Source organism: Leisingera sp. M658, from assembly GCF_025144145.1.
Classification (GTDB): Bacteria; Pseudomonadota; Alphaproteobacteria; order Rhodobacterales; family Rhodobacteraceae; genus Leisingera.
The window spans coordinates 2,102,247-2,121,487 of sequence record NZ_CP083546.1 but is presented as its reverse complement, the minus strand read 5'-3'; the positions used below and the strand labels follow the sequence as shown (position 1 = coordinate 2,121,487).

Below are 19,241 nucleotides of genomic sequence, written 5' to 3'. Positions count from 1 at the left end.
CTCCTTATGTTACCTGGAACACTGTCCATTCGATTTTCGGGTTGTTGAAATAGACGCCGCCCTGGGCCTCCAGATCGATTGCCAGGAACACCCGCTGATCGCTGCCGCTGGCCCAATGCGGGTTCACCAGGGCGGAAGGGTCCTTGCTCCAAGACGCTGCCGGATCGGGGTTGGCGCCGCCGAAACCATTCCAGCGCGCGCCGGGCTGGATCGATGTATTGAGCGTCCAGAATGTGTTGTTGGGGTCCATGCCGCCCGGTGCGGTGCCGGTGGTGGTGACCGATGCGGCAGCGGCCAGGGCAAACCGCTGCGCCTGCCAGACGTCCAGTTTGCCGACCCGGATGCCGGTATTCACAAAGGCCCAGCGGGCGCCATTGCCAACCGCCCCCGATACCGTGAACGATCCCTGCGCCAGGACCATGGGCCGGGACAGAACCACCCCCGCCGCCTTGATCCGCCCGGTGTCAAAGTTGATCTTTATTCCGGCGGTCGGAATGCCGTTGGCATCCTGTGCGTAATCGTCGCTCTTGATCACATCCGCGATTTCAGCGCGCCCGATGGATGCCGCCCCAAGGAAGGCATTTTCCATGTAGGCACCCGCCGGATACACACGGCCATTGATCGTGCGTTCCTGAGTGTAGAGCGTGAACGGCACAGTTTCGTTTGACCCGTCCGGCGAGACAATTGCGAACATGTCAGCCTGAAACGCAATCCGCGCAATCGGCGCGTCGTCCTCGTCGAGTTCAGACCGCACCACCATGCCCGCCACATGGCCGTTATTGTCGATGCGCAGGGTGTACTCCCCCATCACCCCGTCCACAGTCTGCATGGTCTGCTGTATGCTGGTGCTGTTGTCGCCAACATCGGATTGCAATTGCGTGATCGCCGTGGCCTGGCTGGACACATTCCCTTCGGCACCAGTCACACGGGTGTCCAACTGGCTGAGGGCTGTGGCCTGTCCGGCAGCATTGCCCTCGGCATCATCCAGACGGCTGTCCAGGCTGATGAGGCTCTGGCCGTGGCTGGTGATCACGCCCTCTGCACTTGTGACCCGCGCATCCAGTTGCGATTGCGCCGTGGCCTGGCCGGAAATACCCCCTTCCGCGACGTCCAGGCGGGCTTCAAGGCTGATCAGGCTTTGACTGTGGCTGGTGATCGCACCTTCTGCGGTGCTGACACGGGTTGTCAGCGCGCTGGAAGCGGAGGCCTGGGCAGCGATGTCGCCATCCAGACGGACCTCCAAAGCATCAATGCTGCTGGCCAGTGCCGCATCGCCGTTGGCGCGTACCAGTTTTTCCGATTCAATCAGCGCCACGCTGTTTTCAATCGCCACACCAAGGCTTGCAGTGATGGCCGCTGTTGCGCTGCGGTCATCATCCACCCGCGCCCGGATATCCTGTGTGGCATAGGCAATCTGGGTTTTCAGGGCTTCGCGCTGTTCATAAGCCAGCAGCAATTGCTCCAGGGTGGCAACATCCTGCAGCACCATCTGATCATGCAGGGTCCGCACGTCGCTCACCGACTGGGTGATCGCCGGGCCGTCCAGGGTGCTGATCTGCACCTCTGCCGAGGACAGGCGGCTTTCGGCGGCGTCAAAATCCGCCTGATCCACCTTCAGGGTGATGGCCTCTTGCGCAGCGTCGATATCCACTTCCGCCGAGCTCAGGCGGGCGTCCATCCCGTCCACTTCGGTTTGCGTGGCCTTGAGGGCGATTGCCGCCTCCGCCGCGTCCAGATCCGCCTCAACCTGATTGACCCGCACCTGCAGGTCGCCCACGACGGGGATCTGGCTCGGGTCCAGTACCGCATTGGATATCTGCTGATTGACCCAGGCTTGCGTGGCCGACAGTGTGATAGAGGCTTCAGCAGCGGACAGCCGGATTTCCGCCTCGCTGATCCGTTCCGCTTCCGCTACCACGCCATAGATCCGCACCGTGCCGGTGTCCGGGTCCTGATAGATCCCGGCGTCCGCCATCCGCCCGTCGATTTCAGACAGCTTGGTCAGCGCCCACAGCACCTTGCCGCCAATCACCCCCAGCGCTTCAGCGGCATGGAAGCTCTGCACGTCGCGGATTACCAGATCCCGCTGCACCGCGCCTTCCAGCGGCGCGATCTTGTCCAGGACAAGCTGGTCATCCAGCGCGGCGGCGGCGGCAGTGGCATCATCGGTGATTGCCTGCCAGGTCTCCTCGGCCAGCATGTCCGGCTGCAGCTTGAACGCGGGCGTGGTGACCGGCAGCCAGGCGGTCCACTTGGTGTCCCTGGTCTTTGAGATGGCCTTGCCGCGGGTCTCGTATTCGGTGCCGCCCTGCATCGGCTCCAGGCGGAAGGTGCCCAGCTCCAGATCGGAGGTGCTGGCGCTGAAGCGCTCGTCGTCGCCGTCCTTGACCCGGACCTGGAAAGAAACGCCATCGGCTGTGAAGGCAAGGGAAGGGGTCCAGACGGCCCGGATGCCCACGCCGCGGACAACGCCGTTTGCGTCCTTGATCTCAATGCCGGAGACGCCAAAGCCCGGCACCCCGGCGTCCTGGGTGACGATGGGCGCGGTGACCTGCGGCAGGTCCGGGGTTTCCAGGGCCAGGTCCGGATCAAAATCACTGTGGTCCCATTCCCGCAGGCTGACAGAGACATTCAGCTTCAGCAGGTCAAAGGCCATCTCGGTGATGGTGAAGGTCTTGCCGCTGTAGCCGTACCAGCCAGAAGTGAAACGGGTCTTCAGCAGAGGCCGCAGGTTGGAATACTCCGGCGGCAGCGGCAGCCGGTGGGTACGGAAGCGGCGGTTTTCCTTCAGCAGCGCATTGCCGATCTGGCGCGCTTGCGGGGTGTTGAACACCATCGGCAGCTTCAGATCGAAGACACGCTCGCCGCCGTCTTCCGCTTCCCATTCCGGCCGGGTCAGCGTGACCGGCGCGGACGGGTTCCAAAGCGCATTGGGGGACGGATGGGTGATTGTGACGGCGTTGAAGGCTTTTTCCAGGCCGGGGAAGGGATCGTGCTTCCAGCCTTCAGAGACCAGCAGATCGTCTTCGGTCAGGTCGGCCGCGTAGGTATCGACCGATCCCACCAGCGGATACCAATAGCCGCCCAGCTCGACAATCTCGGCATTTGCGGCGGCAAAGATCTCCTCAAGGAAATCGGCCGGCGGTTCTTCAAAGCGGATCTCCATGCCGCCGCGGAACTGCGGCCGGTTGTTGCTGCCCACGCCCAGGTCGCAGGCGTCCAATGCGGCCGCCCATTCGGTGTAAGGCATGTCCCCGGCCGGAAAGCCGCCGCCCCAGACAGAACCGCAGGGCAGGGTAATGCCGCGCATGACGGTATAGGCCATGACCATCAGGTTTTCGGTGGGCTGCCAGGTCGATTGATCATCCCAGCGCTGAGGCCCGCTGCCCCCGGCGGTGCTGTCCTGGCGCACATCATAAAAGCCCGGCCCGTTCAGCTCAAAGCGGACCTGCGGCCTGCCGTTCGGATATTGCTTGTCGCTGCGGTAAAAGGTCAGAACCGTATAGTTAAGGCCGGTCAGGATGTGGTCTTCGGTCCAGGGCCGGTCGGGGTCTTCGCCATAGAGTTCGACCAGGCGCGGATCTGCCGCCAGTTGGCTGCCGTCATAAAACCGGATCCAGCCGTATCCCCAGCCGTCATCCGCAACTTTGTTCAGGATCTGGTAGCCGACGTTCGGGTCCCAGTCGGTGCCGATCTCCGAGTATTCGCCGTCGATGATCAGGCGGCGCAGGCTGGCGCCGGGGAGGTCGCCCAGCTCAATCACATGGGTCAGATAAACGCGGTTGTCGCCATGGCTGTTCTGATAGACCAGATGGCCTGCCGTGGCGAAGCGGCCAACAACAGAACCTTGCGGATCTGTCCCGCCGGTCGTGGTCGCCGAGGTCTGAATGCCGGGGCGGCGCTGCTTGCGCTGCTGGAACTTCTTCAGCAGCAGCGAAATGCCGGTGGAAACCAGCGTCCGCAGCGCAAAGGCAGCGATTGCATTGGCGGCAACATAGGCCTTGAAGGCGGTGCCAAGTGCCACCAGGACAGCCCCGACCGAGGCGGCCTCGGCGGGCTGGCTCAGCGCCAGCAGGAACAGCAGGGCATAAGACAGCAGCTTCATGGCCGGAACACCCGTTCCGCCCGGTCAAGGTGCAGGTAGTCCAGCCCTTTGAGGCCCAGAACATGGATTTGCGGACCGCCGATGATCCCCAGCGCCGTGTGGCCGCCCTCGCTGATTGCGGCAATGTCGCCCGGCCGGGAACTGCCCCAGCCGTCGATTTCCGCCAAATGGGCCGCGGCCAAGTCGTCCAGATCCCGGTAGCCGGCGCCCTTCAGCTTGGCGCGGCCTTCATCAAGGCTGCGGTATTTCCCGCGCCAGGCGCTGGCCGGATCAACGCCCGTGCAGGCCTTCACCCAGCCTGCCGCAAAGAATGCGCAGTCGAATTGCGACGGCTTCAGCACGCGCTTGGCAGCCCGGATGCCGCTTAGGTAATCCAGCAGGAGTTCCGCCCGGTTCTGCATCAGGTTCCCCATGGCACGGGCCATTCACCGGCCACATCGCTGTATTCGCGGCCCCGGTCATCTGCGTTGCGGCGCTGCAGTTCAGAGTTTGAGCGTTTCAGGGGCAGGCCCTGGGTCAGCTTGCGGGCGGGCGACACCAGGACAAGCTGGGTAAAACTGGGTCTGCCCTTGCCGCCCAGCTCCTCCGGCGCCTCGTTTAAAACGCCCTTAAACATGCGTTTAACGGGGGGCATCAGGTTGCCGGTGTCCAGGTCGAAGACAGCGGAATGGATCTGCACTTCAGCGTGGCGGGGGTCATACTGCTGCAGGAGCTGCTTCACCTCGTCCAGCATCGGCGGCAGCTTGACCCGGTACTGCCGCACCTGGAACCCCGGCGCGGCAATGATCGGGGGCACATCGATCACGGCACCCGCGCCGTAGTAGGTGCGGATCTCGCCGTCGATCAGGAATTCCTGATGATCATCGCCGGTCCAGAACCCCAGGGTTTCCGGGGCGCCGGTGGTGCGGTTCCTGGCCTGAAACCACAGAAGGACGCGGGCGTCGGTGCCGCGGCGTTCTGCGAGCTGCTGCTGTGCCTGTGCGGAATAGCTCATGGTTACCTCAGCGTCTGCAGCCAGTTGAACGAGCCGCCTTCGGTCACAGCCGAACGGCCCTCGCCGTACTGGGCGGTGGTGAGGGTGGCCTTCAGAACCGGGTTGCCCAGCGTGACGGCGGCGCCAAGGGCAGCGCCCGGCCGGATGAACGGGGTGACTTCAATGTCTGCGGCAACACCGGCACCAGAGGCCACCGCGCCGGTCGCAATGCGGTGGTAGGCGTAGCGGGTTGGATTGGCGCCGTAGGTGAAGCCCAGAAGGTCGCCGCGGCTGAGGATGTAGCCCGCAGGCAGGCCGGAAATATCCAGCTCGCGGTTGTTCGGGTTCAGCGCCTCGATGACGGGTGCGGAGCCGCCAAGGATGAATTTTTCCGGGTCGGCCGCCGGGTGCGGCTGGCGGGTGTCCCACAGCAGAAAGGATGCGCCGGGTTCGTCCAGCAGCGACAGGCGCGCCTCGATGGCGGCAATGGCGCTGTGGTGGTCCTTGTCCAGGACAATGCGCCCGCCCCACAGGCGGCTGCCGAGCCGGTGCTTGATCACGTCGCCGCCATGGGTTTCCGACGTGGTATTGGCGGCACCCGGCCGGGAGGTGATCCGGGCGATGGGCAATGTGTCAAAAAACTCGCTGAGGGGGAGGGGCCAGGCCAGTGCCATCATCAAACCTTGTATGGATCTTCAAGAGTGTCTTTCACGGTCGAGCGGGCGGGGCCTTGGTCATAGTCCCGGACCACTTCCACGCTGATTTCCGAGGCGCGTTCTTCCACCACCGCCTCGAACATCGGTGAGGGCAGAAGGCGGACCGTCATGGTCGGGCGGGTTTGCCCGGCCGCCGCCGACGGGGGCGCACTGGCGGCGGCGCCGGGAACAATTCCGCTTGCAAAACCGGGGATTTCCACGCCGTCATTCATCGCCTGCAGGATCGGGCGGTAGCGGCGGGTGGCCTTGGCGGTGATGACGCTTTCACCAGCAGACAGCCGTGCCCGCACTTTGTCATCCCGGTTGCCGCCATCGCCGTAAACCATGCCAACAGTGCCGTCTGCGAAACCCAAGGCATTCAGGATGATATTCCCGCCGTCGCTGCCGGTGCTTTCACCGCCGCCAAACAGGCCGCTGCCGATGTTGAAAAGCTCGGCAAGAGGCCCGTTGCCAAAGAACACGGCCTCAGCGGCCGCGCGGATGATTGCTTCTTTCACGCGGTCCCAGGCGTCTGCGGCCGCGTCGCCGCTGGACGTCAGCGCATCGCCCAGATCCTGGCCAGTTGCCTTCAGCCATTCACCGGCCTCTTTGGTTTGCTCCAGTGCCTTTTCTTCTTCCAGCCGTTTGCGGATGATGGCTTCAACCGCCTTGCGTTCCGCGTCGGTGGCGTCCTTCAAAACGTCCCGGTGCCGGATCATTTCCTGCATAACCGGGTCGGTTTCTTTCAGGATATCCAGCCGCTCCCGCTCCCGCGCGATCAGCCGTTCAATGGCCTTTCGCTCAGAGTCATGCTGACCGGCACCGCCGCCCCGCTTTTTCCGCGGGTTCGAAGGCAGATCCACGTCCGGCAGGCCCTGGTCGCGGTAGATGTAATCCGGGTTTCCGGCGCCTGCGCCTTCGCCGCGCGGGTCGTTGAAATCCGGGTTCGCGCGGATGCGGCCCATGATCTCGTTGCCCTGGGCTTCCAGCAGATTGGTTTTCAGGCGGTGGGCTTCATCCGCGGCCAGGGTGATATTGCCCGCCATATCGGCATCGGCCACCCCGTTGGCAGCATCCCAGGCCGCCATCAGCTCGTCCTTCAGCTCCTCGGAAATCTCCTGCGCGTCAACCTGCTGCTGATAGGCGCGCCGCTCTGCCTGAAGGCGCAGTTCCGCGGCCTGCAAGCTGCCGTCGCCATGCGTTGCGATGGCCTCCTGCAAAGCCTCTTCGGTCTGAAGCTGGGCAATTGTGTTGCGGGCGGCGGTCTCGATCTTCAGACGCTCGTCCAGATAACCCTTGGCCGAATTCTGCAGGTTCTGCCATAGCTCGCTGCCGGTGGCCTGAAGCTCCTGCCAGGGCGCCTGGACGCGACCGGCGAAGACTTCCAGATCGCGGATGACAGCCGCCAGGCCTTCATAGAATTCCCGCTGGCTGGCGTTCAGCCCGTCCAGACCGCCAGCAGCCTCCAGCAGCATTTCCCGCACATCCAGCGCGGCGGCCAGCCGCTTGGCAGGGTCTTCGCTGCTGTCCAGCAGTTCCAGATTGCGGGCAAAGACGTCGCTCAATTCCCGGTGCGTGGACAGCATCGAACTCAGGCCAAGGAAATCACGGGCCAGTCCACGGGAATTGCGTTCATCAAAAAACGAGGTTTCAAGAACCAGGTTGCGGACACTCTCGGCGGTGGCGTCAATTGCCTTTTGCGCGTCGAGCTTAGCCAGGGCCGCCATATCTGCCAGCACCAGGCGCAGTTCGGGGGAGGCCGAGCCGAATTCCTCGACCATTTCAGCAACGCTGAGACGGGTCTTCTGCGACTTGTCACTGAACGCCTCGATGGCGTCCCCGGCCGCTTCGATCCGGTCTTCCAGAGTTTCGGCGGCCTCGGCAGAACCGGTCATCCACTGGATCATCGCTGCGCCCGCAGCAATGCCGCCGATGGTGATCAGGTTCAGTGGGCTGATCATGCGCACCAATGCCTGGCGCATCATGTTTGCCGCATTCGCCGCCCCGGAGTTGCCGAACACCTGGGTGATTTGGGTGCCTTGCTGAATGGCGAGCTGAAGCGGGTTCTGGCCCGCAGCCAGCATGACGCCAATATCGTTGAACTGGGCGGTGAGGTTGCCGACCTGACCCGCTGCAAGCTGGTGGCTGGCGCCGACAGTGACAGCGTCTCTGGCAACAGAAGTTTCCGCTGCGCTGAGGGCTTGTGTTCGGATTGCGGCCGCGCCGGATGCGGTGCCGAGCTGTTTGATTTCCCGCGCGGCCTTGGCTTCCTCAAAGCTGAGGACTTTGGCGGATTTCCCGGCAGCGTCTTTTGCCCCCTTCAGCTCCTGCAGCTCCTGGATGCCCTGGGAGGCATCCATCAAGACTTTTCCGGAGAGGACGAAGGGCATGATCAGTTTCCGCTGCTTTCGGCCAGAACGCCGCTTTCAATCATCTGGACCTTGGCAAAGAGGTCCGGGGTCATTTCGGTGCCGCTGAATGCCCAGGCGGCCTGGGCGCCGGGGTAGTTCAATCCGGTGATGCGGCTGCGGCCGTCTGCCAGGGCGATCCGGTTCAACTGGGTTGCGGCGTCCAGAAAGGCTTCCACCGCCACCGTGTTTTGCCGCCAGACGCCCTCCGGATCTGTCCGGCCCGGCCGCCCTGCGGCCATCAGCTCTTTCGGAATGCCCAGGGTTTCGGCGTCTTCGTCTTCCTCGCACCGGGCGGGCGAGCTGCTGAACAATTTGCCCTGCACCCACGCCCGCCCGGCCCAGATCAGTTTCCCGGCAGAGCGCCCATCATTCCGTTGTGAAATGCCCCCATCAGCGCGACCCGCGCATAAGCCAGCTTGAAAACGGCCTCGCGGATTTCTTCGCTGTAAGGAATGGGCTTGCCATCGGCCCCGGTCAGGTCATCCAGCGACACGACAGCCTGGCGCAGGAACTCTTTGGTGCCTTCAATATCCATCATGCCGAGACCGTTGAATGCGTCGTCGTCCATAGCGTTGAAAGTGGCTTTGAAGTCCTGCTCGTCGACGCCGTTATCTTTGGGAACACGGACTTTCACGGTGCGGGTAAAGGTGGGGCGCTCGATGATATTGAACACTGGGGTTTGCTCCTTTGGGATCAGGTGAGGGTCAGCGACCACTGGCTATTCAGGGCGGCGGCGCGGGGCACCAGGCGCAGGGGCCATTCCTTGATGCCCTGCGACTGCGAAAGCCCCGGCCGCTGCATCTGAGCGGTGGGCAGGTTGAGGGTGGCGATCTTCCCGGCTTCGGTGCCGTGGGTCAGAACCACGGCGGGCTGGACCATGTTCATGGCCATCTGGAACGGATTGAAACCGGCCAGCGGCTGGGCTTCCACGGTGGTTTCAAACAGCTCGGATTTATCGGTGATCAGCACCCGCTCGGAGCCGACCAGGAAACGCGGTTCAACCTTGTTGCCCAGGGCCAGCTTGGCTGTCTTCATGACCAGGCTGGTGCCGCCGATGGTGAACACCGGGGTGTTGTTGTGGCTGACCAGCAGCGGCTCGGTCCAGGACGCCAGATCCACGGCGGGCGGGGCGGTGTCGGCGGGCTGCGTGAACAGCCCGGTGAGGTCGAACTTGATTTTCGGTGTAGCTTGGGCATCAAGCATGAACTCCGCAGTGCCGCGGGTGCCGAGCATGGCATAGCGGGTGCCGCCGATGCTGATATGCACGGTTCCTGATTCCTGGCCGTCCACGATAGGGGTGTATTCAACGGAGGTGCCGGGGGTGATGGTTTCGGCAACGGCGCAGGCACGCAGCAGCGGCCCCCAGGCCGGGGGCGTGCCCGCCACGCCGGACGCGCTGAGGTCCACAGTCAAGGCCAGCTTGGCGTGAATATCCGTCGGGATGGTGCCGTTGGCACTCATGCCGGGCTGTTCCAGGTCGCGGTCCTGGTCCTGGCCCTCCATCGGCTTGAAGGTCACATCAGAGCCTCGGATGGCATTGGCCCCGCCGGTCGGGGTGGCGTCGTCGCCGTAGGTGCTTTCCAGCTTGAACAGGATGCGCTTGTCGCGCCAGTAGATCGGGGCGGCCATTTATGCCTCCTTTTCCTTGCGGGCGGGTTTGGCCGGAGCCTTCGGCTTTGGATCTGCAGCGGGCTTTTCAACCTGCTTCAGCTTGCCGTCAGGCTGGCGGGTAAAGCTGCCGCCGGATTGGGGCAGGGGGGGCTTGCTCATGATGTGACCCTCAGTTCGGTGTTGATGGAAAAGACCAGCTCATAGAGAAGGCGGCCCCCGGTGATGGACAGCAGGCGGCCGCGGTCCACCTGAAACACGCCGGGGCCAGCCTCAGGCGCCCAGCCCGCCAGGGCAGAGGCCACGCTCATGATCAGCGGGTCTACTTCGTCCACAGCCTTGGTGGCCGTTTTGGATTGACTGGGAACGATCAGAAGCACGGAATAGCCCCGGCCCAGCGGCTGGGTGAAAACCCCGGTGCCCGCCTCGGCTTTGCCGCCTTTCAGGCCCGCGGGGGAGACCGTCGCGGTGGCATTCTGCGGCAGGCGGTTGCTCCGGATCATTTCGACCAGGTCAGCCACTGGCTTTGCCCGGTTGGACAGCTCCGGCACCTGGGCGTTCAAGCGGCTGACAATCGCATCCAGCATCAGATGAACCCTTTCAGGTTCTTGGCGGTCAGCGGGCGTTCCCGGTCGGTGACGCGCACGCCGTTGCCGGGCTGGGTGGCGGGTTCAACACCGGCAACGGGCAGGCGGATCCTGCCGCTGGAAATCTTGTCCAGGGTTTCTTTGGCGTCCTTGTACTCGTCCTTGATTTTGCCTTCGGGCGAGTAGGTGTGCAGCTTGTAGATAACGATGGCTTCCGCCAGCTCCTCGATGAGCGGCGGGGTCACGGCCAGCGGCAGAACGTAGCGGCCCTGCAGATGGCCGTCGATCAGCGCATCAGCGCCTTCGATGGCGCCGACAACCACGGTGTCGTCAATCTGGCCGGTCGGTTCGTCTGCGCGGTCTGTCAGCTCAATCAGCAGGCTGTCGCCGTACCGTTTCGCCAGCTTGCCCAGAGTGGTGTAGGCCATGGTGCCCTCAAATGATCAGGAGAAGGGGAAGGGATGGCAGCGCCGGTAAGGCGCTGCCGGGTGGCTTAGCGAAAGGAAACGATCAGTTCCGGATCTGCTTCCAGCGCTGCCAGTTCTTCCTCGCTCAGGTCAGCGAGGGGGATTTCAACCGCTTCGCGGGTGAATTTCTTGCCGATGCGCCAGCGGCCTTGTTCCGGGCCTTTGACGACAACCAGGCTTTCCTTCTGCGCATCCTGGATCACTGGGGGGACCGCCTTTGCGGAAAGGGTCTGAAGACTGGCGGCCAAAGCACTACTGGTTTCACTGGCCGGGGCGGCATTGGCCTCCGCTTCTGCCTTCGCCTTGGCTTTCGCCTTGGCTTTCGCCTCCGCTTCGGCCCTTGCCTTGACCTCTGCTTCAGCCTTGGCTTTTGCCTGCGCCTCGGCTTCAGCTTCGGCAATCTTGGCCTTCAGCTTGTCATCGCCGGTGTTCGGCGCGGGGGAGAGGCCCAGTTCTTTCGCACGGGCAAACAGTTGTTCACGTTCATTCATGGGATTTGCTCCTTAGGCCAGCCGGGAGACCATCAGCACCTCAGCGGTGCCTTTCCACTCGTTGTCCGAGCCGTCGATCTGGTCATTTTTCATCAGGCGGTTGGCGGCGCCTTCCAGCGCGGGCGGAACCATCAGCACGTCCGGAGAAAGGTTCAGCGGCTCGCCGTAGTCCGCCTTCATGGACTGCACCGCGACCCGTGCGGCCTCATAGTTGGCAGCCGTCAGGGGTTGCCGGGAGACAAAGGCGGTCTGCCAGAAGCCAAAGCCCACATTGCAGCGCCCGTCCGTCCCGTACAGGAATTCCTTGTTCTTGAAGACATTCGCGTCGGTGGGGTTGTCCAGCGCCACGAAGTCAAAGGCTTCGCGTTCCTGGTAGATGATCGGCTTGATGACTTCGCTGGTGCAAAGCAGATACCAGGGGGTGCCAGCGCCGCCGCCGTCGTTGGAAACCGTATAGGTGTTGCCTTCAGCGTCCAGAACCGGGTGATCGGTGTCGAAGAAGCTTTGCCCGTCGTAGCATTTCTGATTGGCGCCATCTTTCAGCAGGCCAAACACCAGCTTGTCAGGATGCGCAGCGACCTTGCGGCCAAAGCCTTCAAAGACAGGTTTGTACACGCCGATGGTGTCGTCTTTGATCTTGTTCCGCTGGACGCCGATCGTCAGTTCGAAGTCTTTGTTCTTGATGGCGTAGTCGTGTTCTTTCAGGCCATGGACGTGGCGGTCGCCAATCCATTCGCGCACCTCGGGCATTTCGCCGAGCCAGCCATAGGTTTCTTCGCCAGCGGTGGACAGAACGGTGGTTGCGATACGCTGATAAAGCGTTTTCTCCTGGCCGACGCCGCCCTGAAAATGAGCTTTAAAGCCTTTGCGAAGCGCGTTCAGCGTTGCGGTGGTAATAAGCATGATGGGTTCCTTAACCTGCGTTGGTCAGCGCTTCGTCGAAGCGGACCCAGACGCCCTGGGCGTCCACGTTGTCGATAAAGCCCGCACGGGACCGGGTGCCGCCGCCGTCTGTTTTCGCGACGGTCTGGTCATCCGCCACAAAGGCGAGGCTGCCGATATCGGCGGCGGTGATTTCATCAGCACCGGCTGAATTGGCGTAGCGGAACAGGCCCGCATTGAACGGCACATCCAGATCGCCATCAGCGCCCAGACGGTTGTCCACCTGGTCATCCGCCCGGCCGACAGCGACCAGCCCGTTGGCCGTTTGGCCTTTGGTCAGCAGACCGGCGGCATTGCGCATGACAATCGCCCCGGCAAAGATCAGCACGCCGCCAACGGCCTTGCCGACCCGGTTGCCGCCCAGGGATTGCGGAGTGTTGCGGTTATCGGTCAAGGCGGTCATTTGCTTGCCTCCCCTTCACCTTGAAACTCTTCCGGGGACAAACCCAGCAGAGTGGCCACGTTTGCCTCTTCGGCCTGCAAGGAAACCACGCCGTCTTTGGTGTCCGGCGGCAGGATGGTGGTTGCGGTGGCATCCAGTTTCGGGAGACCGGCAATCAGTTTCTCGGTGCGCTCCGGGTTTTCCTGATGCATGGCGATGTATTCATCGCGGCTCGGCTGCACCCCGACACGCATTTCGCGGATGGCCTGGTCAATGACCAGTTCCGACGCTGTTTTTTGGGTCGCGGCCTGGGCAGTTGTGACCGTTTCGGACAAGACGGCCACTGTCCCTTCCAACGCTGAAATGCTGGATTGCAGAGCAACGATCTGCGCATCCTTGCCTTCATCCGCGCCCGCGCCCTTGGCGGCGGCCAGAATGTCGGCGGCGGCAGCCCCCTGAACACAGCCCAGAGCAACGCCGATTTCGCCCATCTGGGACTGAAGCGCGGTGCTTTCGCCGGGTTTCAGCGCCTTCAGTGCTTTGGTGATGTCATCCTCGCTGGCATCGGACGCAAGGCCCAGCAGCTTGGCGAGGGTTTCCTGAAACGTCATGGTTTCATTCTCCTGTTGATTAAGAGCGGTCAGCCCAAGCAGGTTCGGCTGGTTGACCAGGGACGCGCGGCGGATCGCCACGATTTCGCGGCTGCCGGGCGCAGGCAGGCCCACAACCGGGGACAGGCCAGAAAAGGCCCGGTCCTCAAGAAGCGCGCGGCCAGTGCCGGTCCATTCAACCCGGCCCCAGATACCGTCTTCGCGGGCTTGCATTTCGGTGATCCAGCCGCGGGCCGGGGCAGGCAGCCCCTTCGGCGCGGCCAGGTCAGTGGCATGGTTTTCGTCAATCACCAGCTTGTCCGTCCCGGCAAAGCTGGCGGCGATGATCTTCTCTGCGTCGGTTACATTGTACGGCCCCCGGCGGTCATTGGTTTGCACCAGGCCGGACGTGGTGGGCAGTAAATGCACCCAATCTGGCGCCCCGGCAGCCGCTGTGCTGGGGAGTTCAGATTGAAGCGCTAAAATGGTGGTCTGATGCGTGTTTCCCATGCCAGCGAATGTCGCAGGCGGGCGCGCGCCGAAATACCCGCACCTATGTGCGGGTCAATGGGACGGATGTGTTCGGGGGGCGGTTCGGGACAGGTTGGCGGGGCAGGTGTGCCAGGTCAACCCCGGCTGTTTGCCGCCGTTTCCAGCCACTCTTCCAGCTCAAGCACCATGTTGTCCTGGTCCTCATCGGAAAGGCCGATGAACTCGCGGGCAGGGATGCCGCCCCAAGGGATTGAAGACCCGTTTGAAGCGGTGCCAAAGGCGCCTTTGGCAGCCCCAAACTGCATGACAGCGGCCTGGATGGCATTGGAGCCGTATTCCAGCCCGTCCTTGCTGGCCTCATAAAAGAGGCTGTTCCGCATGTCGCCTGATTGATTCAACGGCGCGCCATAAGAGAGGCCCAGTTTGGCGTATCGGTCGATTGTCGTTTGGGAGCGGGGGGCAAAAGGGCTGCCGTCGGGGTTTTCGCCCTTCAGCATCCGGTCCTGGGTGGAGTTGATCAGGTATTCGCCCAGGTCCGCCATTGCCTCGGATGGGTCATCCAGCGCATCCCGAAGCGCTTCCAGCATCGGGTCCAGGGTGTCCGTGTTGTAAACAAGTCCGGTCATGGCTATATTCTACCTGCTTTCGTTGGGGGCATCAGGCCGCCAGGCTCATAACCTGGAACCGTGTTCGGGCGTTCAGGCCGGGGACCCATCGGAAGCTCTTCTTCCCCACATGGATTGAACTGCCAGCATCCGGCGCTTCTTGCCGCGGATCTCCATGGCCACTGTGTATGTGACGCCGCCAATCCGGCGGGAAAACCGGACCACTGGCAATCCGGCCCGTGTCTCGCCCGCCGCCTCGATGACGTCAGGCTGGTTCAGAATGCGGGGCAGAAGCGCGTAAGTTTCCGCACTGATCGGGATCTGGCCGCGCAGGGCTTCAGAGGCGGCGCCGTGTCCCGAAAGGATGTGGCGCACTGCAGGTGCGTCCAGCGTGAAATGATAGTTCTCCAGATCGCTGCCCAGCAGGTCATTCACCCGCTGCCGGTGCGCCTGGGTAAGGCGGCCCATGGTCCGGACCGGTTGAACCGCGCGGCCCTCCTGCACAGCTTTGGCATAGCGGCGCAGGTCGGTCATCAGCGACGGCAGATTGCGGTAGGCGCTGGACAGTGCATCCTGCTGGACTGCCGGGAAATCATCCAGATACGCACGGGCAATAGAGTAGGGCCAGTTTACCGTCTTCTTGGCCATGGCCTGCACCAGGTCGGCAACAGACGCGCCGGGCGCCTGGCCCCAGCCTTCATCTATACCAGCGGGCGCCCCGGTTTCGGCCATGGGGGCATCCCAGCCGTCCCGGAGCTTTACACCGGGCTTGCCGCCGCGCCGGACCGCCCCGGCAATTGAGCGGGCGCCAAAGACATTGCAACTGCAGCCAAAGCCGTTCTGCGGGAAGGCAATCAGCCAGAAGCCGTGGCTTGAGGGAAGGATAAGCCCGTCCCAGGACAGGTGCTGCAGGCGCGGTTCTGCAGATCCGCCGTGCCGGTAGACAAGAAAGGGGAAATTGCCGTCGCGGAGCTGCGCCCAGCGTCCGGCCATATAGCTGGTGCGCATATTGGTGCGGTAGATGGTCCGCATCCGCCAGTTCCGGCCTTTTTCGCTGCTTTCACCGGTCCAGCCGGTCCAGCCGCGGCGGAGTACAATGGCCCTGAAATCGTCTTTGAACGCCTCAAAGCCGGTGCCTTCCACAATCGCCCTGTCCACAGCGGCGGCCAGATCTGCCAGCAAGTCGGCCTTTGCGGCTCCGGCTACGGCAAAGGATCGGTCGTGGGCCGCCCCTGCAAGGTCATCCCAGGCCGCCGTGGGAACCAAATCCCCCAGCCGCAGCCGGAAGGCCGCGGCCTGCTCTTTGAATGGCCGGCGGAAAGTGGCGGCCAGCGCATCAGTCACCGGCTTCATCCTCTGCAGCAGCCCGCCCGCCAGCCGCCGCCGCCGTGATGGCATCGGTCAGGGAAACGGTCAGCCCGGACGCGTCCAGATCGGAATAGGCGTTCAGCAGGATTTCCCGGAACTCCTCAAAGCTGGACGCGGCCCCGAACATGGCTTCAATCTGATCCAGCATCCCGTCCACCGCCGGGCCTGCCTCCAGCTCCAGGCGGGCGGTCAGATCCGGAATTGGCGACACCCCCGAAAAATCGCCCGTAGAGGGCTGTTCGGCCTGCAGGGCGGTATCGCCCCCTGAATTCCCGTTCCGGGTATTAAACCCCCCTTTAAAAATGCTCTCAGGGGTATTCCCGCTGCCTGCGCCCGGTTGCAATCCCGGCTGAGGCGGAGTTTCCGGCGGTTTGCCCAGAATGCGCTCTCCGCTCTTGGGGGCGGAAAGCCCGAGCTTGGCCAGGACTTCTTTTTCGGAAACCTGAAGGCCCACCTCGACCCAGGGCGTTGCTGCATCTGTCCAGGCCTTCAGGTCTTCGGCTTCAGGACGGGCAAGTTTCAACTGGGGATAACGCTTTTGCGGCCCGAAATTCAGATCAACAAACGGGCGTACCAGCATCTGGTTGAGAACACCGGCCAGCAGACCGGCGTCGGCGGTTTCAATATCTTCCTGAACCTGCCGGTGCTCTTTGCCGGAGCCAAGCCCGCCAGTAACCGCGTCGGTGGTAGAGGTCTGCCCCAGGACCGCCTTTGAGGTCTGTTTGTCCAGCCAGTCGGCGCGCCGCTCGTAAAGGTCCACAGAGCCGCTGATGTTCTGCGCCTCAATAAATTCCATCATCATGCTGTCCGGCATGATGGCGGCGCAATCCCCGGCGATATTGACCACCGCGTGATAAAGCGTGTCCTTTTCCTCTTCAGAGGTGCCGGGGCCGTATTTCCCGACCCGGATAGGCTGGCCATAGGTTTGCGTGAAAATCGCCCAGTCCCGCTGGGTGAAGGCCTTGAACATCCAGGCCCAGGCAGCGGGCCGGGCCAGGCCGCCGCGCACCGGGAGGCCGGACTTGGCCTTGATCGGGGCAAAGATGAACTTATAGGCGGGCAGGGGTTCTTCCTGGCCGCCTTCATTCAGCATCACCGGGGTACGCAGGTCCTTGCGCTGGAACCGGAACCAGCGCGGGTCCCGCCATTCCAGCCGTTGCGGCACAGTCATTCCGTCCGCATGTTCCCAGATGATTTCGGTAAAGGAATAACCCTTGCCGACAGCATCCAGAATATCAAACAGCTCGCCCTGCAGCTCGTCACGGGTCAGCCAGTCACGGAAGGCATCAGCGTGTTTCTTCTCTGCTGCTGTTGTCCCGCGCGTTGTCACGGTGGCAGGCAACTGGCTGACGGCCCGCTTGCGGGTGCCGACCACACCCAAATAATGCAGATCCCGCTCTTCAATGGTTTCGGCCAGTTCCAGGTAGCGAACCGGGTCGCCCTGGTCGGCAGCCCGTAGGATATTGGCAAGCCGCACCGGGTCCAGCCCGTCGCCGGGATATCCGGACACAGGGGACCGCACGCTGCCGAAAGAAGCGGCGGCGATTTCTTCGGTCAGAGCCTTGCGGTCAACCGGACGGCCATAGGGATCAAGCACAGGAGATTTTGCCATCAGCCGCGCCCCCGGAGTTTGCTCCACAGCCAATTGAAGAAACCCGGCCGCGGGGTCGAAAGATCCTGACCGGCGAAGGCTGCGGCCTGCACCACGGCCATTTTCACCCGTTCCTTCCGCAACTCCTTTATCTGCTGCTGCGCACGATGCGCTTTAAGCCGCTTGCGCTCTTTCTTTGTCCGGGCCATCAAAACCCCCCTTTGATCCGGGCGCCCAGCGGGCCGCTCCACGTGTTTTTCGGATTATCTGCCGCTCTGTTCCGTGCCAGGCGCTCGGCGCCTGTTCTGGATGGTGCGGTGGTGTTCTGCGGGGCCGCCGCGGACCGGTAGCCGAACTCAACGAACCGCATCCGGGACGCGAAATGCGCCAGTGCCAGGCCGATGGCATAGTCGCCGTGGCGCCGCTTGACGCCCTTCTTCCCTTTGGCCAGCTCCTTGTCGCGGACATCGGGCACCTTGGGGATGCCACGGATCTCCTTCACGGCGCGCAGGTCGGTCAGATGATCCGCATCCGCACCGATTGAAATCATGTCGTCTTCAAAGGCGGTTTTAAGGGGCGGCATATTCACCCGGTACCATTCCAGGCTGAACTTGATTGCCCAGATCAGACCGGGCGTCTCTTCGCTTTCCCGGAGGCCGAACCGGCGGCCCATGTCTTCTGCCACAGTCCAACCCATGCCGGTGGCGTCGAAGGCAGCCCCCAGGAGGCGGGATAAGACAGCGTCCAGAACGTCCCCGACAATCGCCTTTTGCTCATTGCCTGGCACATTGCGCATTTCCAGCGACATAGCTTCACGGCGGCGCAGGTTCTGCTCGAGCATCAAAAGCGGCAGGACCGAAAGATCCGCCACCCTGGCAAAGTCAAACCCGGCCGCATAGTGCGGCGTCATGTCAAGCCCGCTCAGAACCCGGTCCAACTCGCGCATGAACGGCCGCATGTATTCGGACTGGTGCTGCGGCGTCAGGTGCAGGTAGTTGTCCGGCAGTTCCAGGCGCAGCACCGGCGCGTCAGCCGTCATGCGGGCTTCAATCAGCGGTGCGGCCAGCCAGGCGCCGGAACCGGATTTCGGGATGCAGTGCAGCTCTTCGTCGGCGTCATCGCCATAAACGGCGTGGATGCTGTCTATCCACTTCTGCTTTTCTTCCGGCGTGTCAGGCTTGCCCGTGACCAGGGCAATCCGTTCATATAGCCCGGCGTCCACCGCCTCGTTGAAGGTGACGCGCACCACCTTGGCAATGTCGCCGCGCTCGCCGGAATTGACCTGACGCACCAAAACATTGAACGGGTTGCTGTCCCCGTCGTGGGTGGAAATGACCAGGACCTTGCCGCCCCACATCAGGAGGGCGTTTGCCGCCTTCAGCATTTCGTCCAGCTCGTCGTGGAAAGCCGCCTCGTCAAAGATCACATAGCCCTGGCGTCCGCGCAGCGAACGCGGCTTGCTGGTCAGCGCGACGATTTCAAAGCCGCTGGCAAAGCGGATGCGGAAGGCGCTGATGTGCCGGTCTTCTTCGCCCTCTTTCTGATCCTTGAACAGGAAATCCTGCACTGCCGTGGCGGCGGGCATGAAGGCCTTGGCCCACATGGCGCAGGTGTCGATAAACTCGCGCGCCATATCCAGATTGAAGCCGATGTAGAGCGTGTCCATACCGCCCGCTGGCTTAGACGCGCCGGAGGTTAAGACGGCGTCCGCGCCCACGCCCCAGGTCATCCCGATACGGCGGGATTTCTCGCAGACCGTGAACTGATAAATGGCCGTCGTCTGCAGGAGCTTGGTCTGGTACGGCAGCAGCACAGCCGGAAGGCCCTGGCTGGTGTCGATGATATCAGGAAAGGACTGCGCACTGTCAGCGCGCAGCTTTTCCCATTCTTCATCGGTGATTTGTCCGGTTTCGGTGCTCACGGGCAGGCACCGC

General features: G+C 63.0%; 20 protein-coding genes. All 20 read right to left on the bottom strand.

The genetic code is table 11. The annotated features are described in order from the left end of the window. Positions 1-4: 4 nt before the first annotated feature. Positions 5-4,105, bottom strand: a complete 4,101-nt coding sequence (locus tag K3724_RS10580; RefSeq protein ID WP_259992483.1) for a DUF1983 domain-containing protein — start codon at positions 4,103-4,105, stop codon at positions 5-7. After that, positions 4,102-4,530, bottom strand: a complete 429-nt coding sequence (locus K3724_RS10575; protein WP_259992481.1) for a DUF6950 family protein — start codon at positions 4,528-4,530, stop codon at positions 4,102-4,104. Before K3724_RS10575 ends, K3724_RS10580 begins: the two co-directional genes overlap by 4 nt. Further along, positions 4,506-5,099 carry a hypothetical protein gene (locus tag K3724_RS10570; RefSeq protein WP_259992479.1) on the bottom strand — a complete coding sequence of 198 codons (594 nt, stop codon included), beginning with the start codon at positions 5,097-5,099 and terminating at the stop codon, positions 4,506-4,508. Before K3724_RS10570 ends, K3724_RS10575 begins: the two co-directional genes overlap by 25 nt. Positions 5,100-5,101: 2 nt before the next feature. Further along, the gene (locus tag K3724_RS10565; protein WP_259992477.1) at positions 5,102-5,755 is read right to left on the bottom strand and encodes a hypothetical protein; all 654 of its coding nucleotides are present in this window, start codon (positions 5,753-5,755) and stop codon (positions 5,102-5,104) included. Next, positions 5,755-8,133, bottom strand: a complete 2,379-nt coding sequence (locus K3724_RS10560; RefSeq protein WP_259992475.1) for a phage tail length tape measure family protein — start codon at positions 8,131-8,133, stop codon at positions 5,755-5,757. The genes K3724_RS10565 and K3724_RS10560 overlap by 1 nt, the downstream gene beginning before the upstream one ends. Positions 8,134-8,165: 32 nt before the next feature. Continuing rightward, complete coding sequence (locus tag K3724_RS10555; protein WP_259992473.1) at positions 8,166-8,507, bottom strand: DUF1799 domain-containing protein; 342 nt, start codon at positions 8,505-8,507, stop codon at positions 8,166-8,168. A gap of 20 nt (positions 8,508-8,527) precedes the next feature. Then, the gene (locus K3724_RS10550; protein ID WP_259992471.1) at positions 8,528-8,857 is read right to left on the bottom strand and encodes a hypothetical protein; all 330 of its coding nucleotides are present in this window, start codon (positions 8,855-8,857) and stop codon (positions 8,528-8,530) included. Positions 8,858-8,877: 20 nt separating this feature from the next. Beyond that, a complete protein-coding gene (locus K3724_RS10545; RefSeq protein WP_259992470.1) occupies positions 8,878-9,813 on the bottom strand; it encodes a phage tail tube protein in 936 nt (311 codons plus the stop codon). Further along, positions 9,814-9,954: a hypothetical protein gene (locus K3724_RS10540; protein WP_024090508.1), complete on the bottom strand. Its 141-nt coding sequence runs from the start codon at positions 9,952-9,954 to the stop codon at positions 9,814-9,816. Beyond that, complete coding sequence (locus K3724_RS10535) at positions 9,951-10,379, bottom strand: hypothetical protein (RefSeq protein ID WP_259992469.1); 429 nt, start codon at positions 10,377-10,379, stop codon at positions 9,951-9,953. Before K3724_RS10535 ends, K3724_RS10540 begins: the two co-directional genes overlap by 4 nt. Then, entirely contained in the window at positions 10,379-10,807 is a 429-nt protein-coding gene (locus K3724_RS10530; protein ID WP_259992468.1) for a gp436 family protein, read from the bottom strand. The genes K3724_RS10535 and K3724_RS10530 overlap by 1 nt, the downstream gene beginning before the upstream one ends. A 65-nt stretch (positions 10,808-10,872) precedes the next feature. After that, positions 10,873-11,337: a hypothetical protein gene (locus tag K3724_RS10525; protein ID WP_259992467.1), complete on the bottom strand. Its 465-nt coding sequence runs from the start codon at positions 11,335-11,337 to the stop codon at positions 10,873-10,875. A 12-nt stretch (positions 11,338-11,349) separates the two neighbouring features. Next, entirely contained in the window at positions 11,350-12,240 is an 891-nt protein-coding gene (locus tag K3724_RS10520) for a Mu-like prophage major head subunit gpT family protein (protein ID WP_259992466.1), read from the bottom strand. A 10-nt stretch (positions 12,241-12,250) separates the two neighbouring features. Then, a complete protein-coding gene (locus tag K3724_RS10515; protein ID WP_259992465.1) occupies positions 12,251-12,682 on the bottom strand; it encodes a hypothetical protein in 432 nt (143 codons plus the stop codon). Beyond that, the gene (locus tag K3724_RS10510) at positions 12,679-13,761 is read right to left on the bottom strand and encodes a phage protease (RefSeq protein WP_259992464.1); all 1,083 of its coding nucleotides are present in this window, start codon (positions 13,759-13,761) and stop codon (positions 12,679-12,681) included. Before K3724_RS10510 ends, K3724_RS10515 begins: the two co-directional genes overlap by 4 nt. Positions 13,762-13,877: 116 nt before the next feature. Further along, on the bottom strand, positions 13,878-14,369 hold the full coding sequence (locus K3724_RS10505) for a phage virion morphogenesis protein (protein WP_259992463.1): 492 nt from the start codon (positions 14,367-14,369) through the stop codon (positions 13,878-13,880). Positions 14,370-14,441: 72 nt separating this feature from the next. After that, positions 14,442-15,701 carry a phage minor head protein gene (locus tag K3724_RS10500; RefSeq protein WP_409201410.1) on the bottom strand — a complete coding sequence of 420 codons (1,260 nt, stop codon included), beginning with the start codon at positions 15,699-15,701 and terminating at the stop codon, positions 14,442-14,444. Further along, positions 15,685-17,328 (bottom strand): DUF935 domain-containing protein, encoded by a 1,644-nt coding sequence (locus tag K3724_RS10495; protein ID WP_259992461.1) that lies wholly within the window; start codon positions 17,326-17,328, stop codon positions 15,685-15,687. Before K3724_RS10495 ends, K3724_RS10500 begins: the two co-directional genes overlap by 17 nt. Beyond that, complete coding sequence (locus K3724_RS10490; RefSeq protein ID WP_259992460.1) at positions 17,328-17,516, bottom strand: hypothetical protein; 189 nt, start codon at positions 17,514-17,516, stop codon at positions 17,328-17,330. The genes K3724_RS10495 and K3724_RS10490 overlap by 1 nt, the downstream gene beginning before the upstream one ends. Further along, the gene (locus tag K3724_RS10485) at positions 17,516-19,228 is read right to left on the bottom strand and encodes a terminase large subunit domain-containing protein (RefSeq protein ID WP_259992459.1); all 1,713 of its coding nucleotides are present in this window, start codon (positions 19,226-19,228) and stop codon (positions 17,516-17,518) included. Before K3724_RS10485 ends, K3724_RS10490 begins: the two co-directional genes overlap by 1 nt. Between the last annotated feature and the right edge of the window lie 13 nt (positions 19,229-19,241).